This window comes from Bradyrhizobium sp. INPA03-11B (genome assembly GCF_040446015.1).
Taxonomy (GTDB): domain Bacteria; phylum Pseudomonadota; class Alphaproteobacteria; order Rhizobiales; family Xanthobacteraceae; genus Bradyrhizobium; species Bradyrhizobium macuxiense_A.
The window spans coordinates 1-4435 of record NZ_JASGSR010000234.1 but is presented as its reverse complement, the minus strand read 5'-3'; the positions used below and the strand labels follow the sequence as shown (position 1 = coordinate 4435).

Genomic DNA, 4435 nt, shown 5'->3' with positions numbered 1-4435 from the left:
ACCGCCAATATCGACGGGGTGCAGTGGGGCAAGCTGATCGTCAATCTCAACAACGCGCTCAATGCGCTGTCCAACATTCCGCTGCGGCAGCAGCTTGCACAACGCGGCTGGCGGCAACTGTTCGCCGACCAGATGGCGGAGGGCCTGGCCGCGGTTCGCGCCGAGGGCATAGCACCGGTGTCACCGACGCCGCTGCCGTCGAGCTGGATGCCGCATCTGCTGCGGCTGCCTGATACGCTGTTCGGCATGCTGCTTGGCCGAACCATGAAGATCGATCCGGAAGCGCGCTCCTCGATGTGGGAGGACCTACAGCGTCGCCGCCGCACCGAGATCGATTATCTGCAGGGCGTGATCACCGCGATCGCGGACCGCCGCGGGCTCGAGGCTCCGCTGTCGCGCCGCATCATCGCGCTGATCCGGAAGGCCGAGGCCGACGGCAAGGGCTCGCCGGGGCTGACGCCGGAACAGATCCGCGCGGCGTCGTCGTGAGCGCCGACGATCGTCTGCCATACCGTTCGCACAATCGGGGAGGTGACATCATGAAACGATCCTGCGTCATGCTGCTCGCGCTTGTTGCGCTCGCGGCCGGACCGGCCCGCGCCGCGCCGCCGACCGTGGTGCCCTCGCCAGGCTATGATGCGCGCCTGCAGGAGCAGCGCGCGGCAGCCGCGGCCGCGAGCCGACCGGCCATGCCCGCGCACAAACCGGTCCGGCACCGACACCACGAGCGCGGTCACACGCGCTGATCCATCAGAGAGAATGATTGAGATGAAGCGGCTTGTTCTCGCGCTTACCTTTCTGCTTGGCTCGGTTGCGACGGCAAGCGCCGCCGACTATGCCGGCTCGATCAGTGCCTACCGGCGCGCCAACCGCATGCCCGCGGTGAAGCTGGACGCGAAGCTGAATGCGATGGCGCTGAAGCAGGCGCAGGCGATGTCGGCGACCGGATCGGTCAGCCATTCCGCCGGCGGCAGCTTCTTCACGCGCATCGCACCTCTGAAGAAGCAGCGGGCGGCGGAAAATATCGGCGCCGGCTTCATCGCCTTCGCCGAGATGCTGAAGCAATGGGAGAACTCGGCGGGGCACCGCGAGAACCTGCTGATGCCGGGCGCCAAGCGCGTCGGCGTGGCCTACGTCGACAATCCGAAGTCGCCGTACCGCCGGTTCTGGGCGATGGTGATTACCGACTGACGTCAGTTCGCTTCGCGACCTTGGTCGGCGGCGGCAATGCCGGCGTGAACAGTTTCTTCAGGCCGTCCAATCCTTCGGAAAGCCGCGGCCATTCGCAGGAGAATTTGCCCTTCACGCAGCTTCCCGCCTGTGGCCGCACCCTGGGAAGAGGCACGGCGACGACCCGTGGCTTCGCCGGCCGTGCGACCGGGGCGGGGACCTTTGCCGCCTCGCTGTGCACGGGCTCATTGTGCAATGACGCCTGCTGGATCTGCGGCGGCCGCTCCTGCTTTTCCTGCCGCTCGAGCTGCTTGGCATTGAACGCCGCGACGATGCTGGAGCGGCGCTCCTTCTCGAGATAGCCGGTATATTCCTGGTCGATCTTCTTCTGCTCGTCCGGCGTCGGATTGGGACCGGCGATGTCGAAGCTGCGGTCCTGCATGAAGTCGTAATAGGTATAGCCGCCGCCGGGCTTGCGGCGTCCGGCAAACTTGGCGTTGCAGTCGGCGAGTTGCGCGGTCTTGTCTTCCTTGGTCTTCGCCTTCTCGGCGAGGTCGGCGCAATCCTCGAAATCCTTCGGGGCGCTGCGCCACCATTGCGCATGCGCACGCATCGGCGCCAGCGCAAACGCGGCGACAAAAACGGCAACAGCCAACGTCGATGATCGTGACGGCATCACGGACATTGCAAGCAAACCCGAACGACACAGAGTGAGCAGATTGTCGCCATTTTAGTGACGCTTGTCACCCGGGAACCCGACGATTTTCCTCGCCCTGTGGAAGGCCGCGGATACCGCCGTGTCCGGTGGAACACAGTCGTGCGGTATTGGAATATCTCCAGAATTCCCAGCGAAGGCGACCGGAACCTCAGAACAATTCGTCTCGAATTGCTCACTTCACCCGGTGCAGCAAAGCGACCAGTTCCGCCTGCCGGTGCGTGCCGGTCTTCTGGAAGATCGTCTTGAGCTGATTGCGCGCGGTGGCAAGGGCAACGCCGGCCTCCTGTGCCGCAGCTTCGACTGAATCGCCGCGCGCAAGCCGCGTGGCGAGGCGTGCCTGCGCCGGCGTCAGTTCGAAGGTCGTCGCCAGCAGCGCAGAATCGAATGCGGCGCTGCCTTCGAGATCGCGGATCAACAGGATCGCGCGCGCGCCCAGGAACGGTGAACGCGCGGCGGGAGGCACCGGCTGCATCTGGATCACGATCGGCCGCTTGTCGATCCTGCGCACCACGATCGGCGCTGTCGGGAGCGGGTGCAGGTCCGAACTGTGGGCCAGCAGATCGATCAGCCTGGTCAGATCCGCATTGGCTTGCCGGTCGAGCAGGGTGAGGCGGTTGTTGCGGATCGCAAGGTCATGGCCGAGGCAACTTTCCGCGTGGGCGTTCATGCCGATGACGGCGCCGAAGCGGCCGACGGCAATCGCCGCGACCTGGATCAGGTCGAGCGCACTGGTGATGCCCGAGATCGCCGAGCGGCCGACGACGGTGGACAGTGTCGCGGCTTCGGTCAGCCGTGCCGAGACGCGCGAGAGTACTTTGACCTCGTCGGCGTCGAACATGCCTTCCTTCGGCGAGCGCTGGATGCTCAATGCCCACAGTGCAGGGCCGGCGCGGAAGCCGATCCCCGCGAACCACTTCAGCCCGAACTCTCCGAGCGTCGCATAAAGCGGGTCGCGCAGCATCTCGGCTTCGTCTCCGAACAGGTCCGCATCGGTGATGACATTGGTGCCAGCCAGCATCAACGGCACGCCGCGTGCCGCGCGGATGTCGGTGAGATGAAAATTCTGCGGGAAATAGGTCTTGGTGAAATATTCGCTGATCGATTCCGAGCGCGGAATGTCCTCGGTGCGGATATCGCTCTGAAGCATCGCAGCCCCGGTCGCGCCGACGGCCGCGCAGACCTCGTCCATGAAGGACGGCCAGGTCGCGGGATCGAGCACCACGTCGCCAAGGCGCGCGGTCACGTCGTCCAGCCTGTGCACGTCGACCAAAGGCTTAAGCTCCGCCTGATGCAGTTTTTCGTTGTTTCGCAAGGCGAAACAGGAAAAAGCCTGGTTGCGCCCGGTACCGGGCATAAGACAACCCCGGCCACCGGTAATGCAAGTAAAATCAGCGGCGCGGCCTCGGGCCAGGCCGGAAACCCCAGCGAAACATAGTCGAAAATCGGCGAGCGGCGTGGACCCACCGCTACCGCAAACGCAAGTCCCGGCGGCGATCGGCCTCGGTCAATGCGACGCGGCAGAAGCTGGCGGCGATCGCGACGACGTCCTCGACGGTTTGCGGATATTGCTTCGAGACCCAGCGCAGCGCGATCGAGATGACCGCGCCGACCATGCCGGTCGAGAGCAGCGTCGCAGCCGCGCCCCTGTCTCCGTGTTTTGCATCGAGCACCGGCGGCACCAGGATGTCGCTGAAGACACGCCCGGCGTCGAGCTTGACGGCATCGACCGCCGGGCTGATGCCGGAGATTTCCAGCAGGAAGACCCGTGCCGGCTTCGGATGCTCCTTCAGCCGGGTAAAATACAGCGTCAGCGCGGCGTGCAGTCTTGCTTCGGCATCGTCGCCGGCGGCCGCCGCGGCAGCCGTCATTTCCTCGTGCAGATGGCCGACGACATGGTTGTAGGCGGCAATCAGCAGCGCTTCGCTGTTGGCAAAGGACTCGTAGAAATAGCGCTCGGTGAGCTCAGCGGCCTCGCAGATCGCCTTCACCGTCGCGCTGCGATAGCCGACCTCGCCATAGACCTCGATCGCCGCGTCGATCAGCTTCAGCCGCCGCTCGCTGCGGCGCTCCTCGGCGTCCATGCCGCCATAGAGGCGGGCTTTCCGGCTGCTTGCCATGAAAAGTGTATTGACACGAGCCATTGTCAGATGTCAAGCTATCTGACAATAAGGATTGTCAATTCTGCCACGGGAGGCTCAGGGCATGTCCGCTCAGTTCGACGTGTTGATCGTGGGTGCCGGCTTGTCAGGCATTGGCGCCGGCTACCATCTGCAGACCAACTGTCCGGACCGCAGCTACGCCATTCTCGAAGGCCGCGATTGCATCGGCGGGACCTGGGACCTGTTCCGCTATCCCGGCATCCGCTCCGACTCCGACATGTACACGCTCGGCTATTCGTTCCGGCCGTGGACTGCGCCGAAGGCGATCGCCGACGGGCCGTCGATCCTGAACTATGTGCGCGAGACCGCGCGCGCCTATGGCATCGACAAGAAGATCCGCTTCAACCACCGCGTCGTGCGCGCCGACTGGTCGTCGGCCGACTCGCAG

At 64.8% G+C, this 4435-nt stretch carries 7 protein-coding genes; 4 read left to right on the top strand and 3 right to left on the bottom strand.

The genetic code is table 11. The annotated features are described in order from the left end of the window. The 3 genes from QMZ05_RS40400 to QMZ05_RS40390 form a co-directional block, all read left to right on the top strand. A partial coding sequence (locus QMZ05_RS40400) for a ketopantoate reductase C-terminal domain-containing protein (protein WP_353705825.1) occupies nt 1–489 on the top strand: 489 nt, incomplete at its 5' end. Between the two features lie 50 nt (nt 490–539). Beyond that, entirely contained in the window at nt 540–746 is a 207-nt protein-coding gene (locus tag QMZ05_RS40395; RefSeq protein ID WP_353705824.1) for a hypothetical protein, read from the top strand. Nucleotides 747–768: 22 nt separating this feature from the next. Next, nucleotides 769–1191, top strand: a complete 423-nt coding sequence (locus QMZ05_RS40390; RefSeq protein ID WP_353705823.1) for a CAP domain-containing protein — start codon at nt 769–771, stop codon at nt 1189–1191. Here the strand turns inward: QMZ05_RS40390 and QMZ05_RS40385 are convergent. The 3 genes from QMZ05_RS40385 to QMZ05_RS40375 all read right to left on the bottom strand — a co-directional run bounded on the left by QMZ05_RS40385 (nt 1181) and on the right by QMZ05_RS40375 (nt 4005). Next, nucleotides 1181–1846, bottom strand: a complete 666-nt coding sequence (locus QMZ05_RS40385) for a hypothetical protein (protein WP_353705822.1) — start codon at nt 1844–1846, stop codon at nt 1181–1183. The two genes, QMZ05_RS40390 and QMZ05_RS40385, sit on opposite strands and share 11 nt — an antisense overlap. A gap of 214 nt (nt 1847–2060) precedes the next feature. Beyond that, nucleotides 2061–3131 carry a hypothetical protein gene (locus QMZ05_RS40380; RefSeq protein ID WP_353705821.1) on the bottom strand — a complete coding sequence of 357 codons (1071 nt, stop codon included), beginning with the start codon at nt 3129–3131 and terminating at the stop codon, nt 2061–2063. A gap of 223 nt (nt 3132–3354) precedes the next feature. Continuing rightward, nucleotides 3355–4005 (bottom strand): TetR/AcrR family transcriptional regulator, encoded by a 651-nt coding sequence (locus QMZ05_RS40375; RefSeq protein ID WP_353705820.1) that lies wholly within the window; start codon nt 4003–4005, stop codon nt 3355–3357. A gap of 85 nt (nt 4006–4090) precedes the next feature. Here QMZ05_RS40375 and QMZ05_RS40370 point away from each other — a divergent pair. Next, on the top strand, nt 4091–4435 hold a 345-nt coding region (locus QMZ05_RS40370), incomplete at its 3' end, for an NAD(P)/FAD-dependent oxidoreductase (RefSeq protein WP_353705819.1).

What these genes read in the sequence shown, in the direction of transcription:
- QMZ05_RS40385 (WP_353705822.1), bottom strand. Translation starts at nt 1,846, where the DNA reads ATGCCGTCACGATCATCGACGTTGGCTGTTGCCGTTTTTGTCGCCGCG.
- QMZ05_RS40375 (WP_353705820.1), bottom strand. Translation starts at nt 4,005, where the DNA reads ATGGCAAGCAGCCGGAAAGCCCGCCTCTATGGCGGCATGGACGCCGAG.
- QMZ05_RS40390 (WP_353705823.1), top strand. Translation starts at nt 769, where the DNA reads ATGAAGCGGCTTGTTCTCGCGCTTACCTTTCTGCTTGGCTCGGTTGCG.
- QMZ05_RS40395 (WP_353705824.1), top strand. Translation starts at nt 540, where the DNA reads ATGAAACGATCCTGCGTCATGCTGCTCGCGCTTGTTGCGCTCGCGGCC.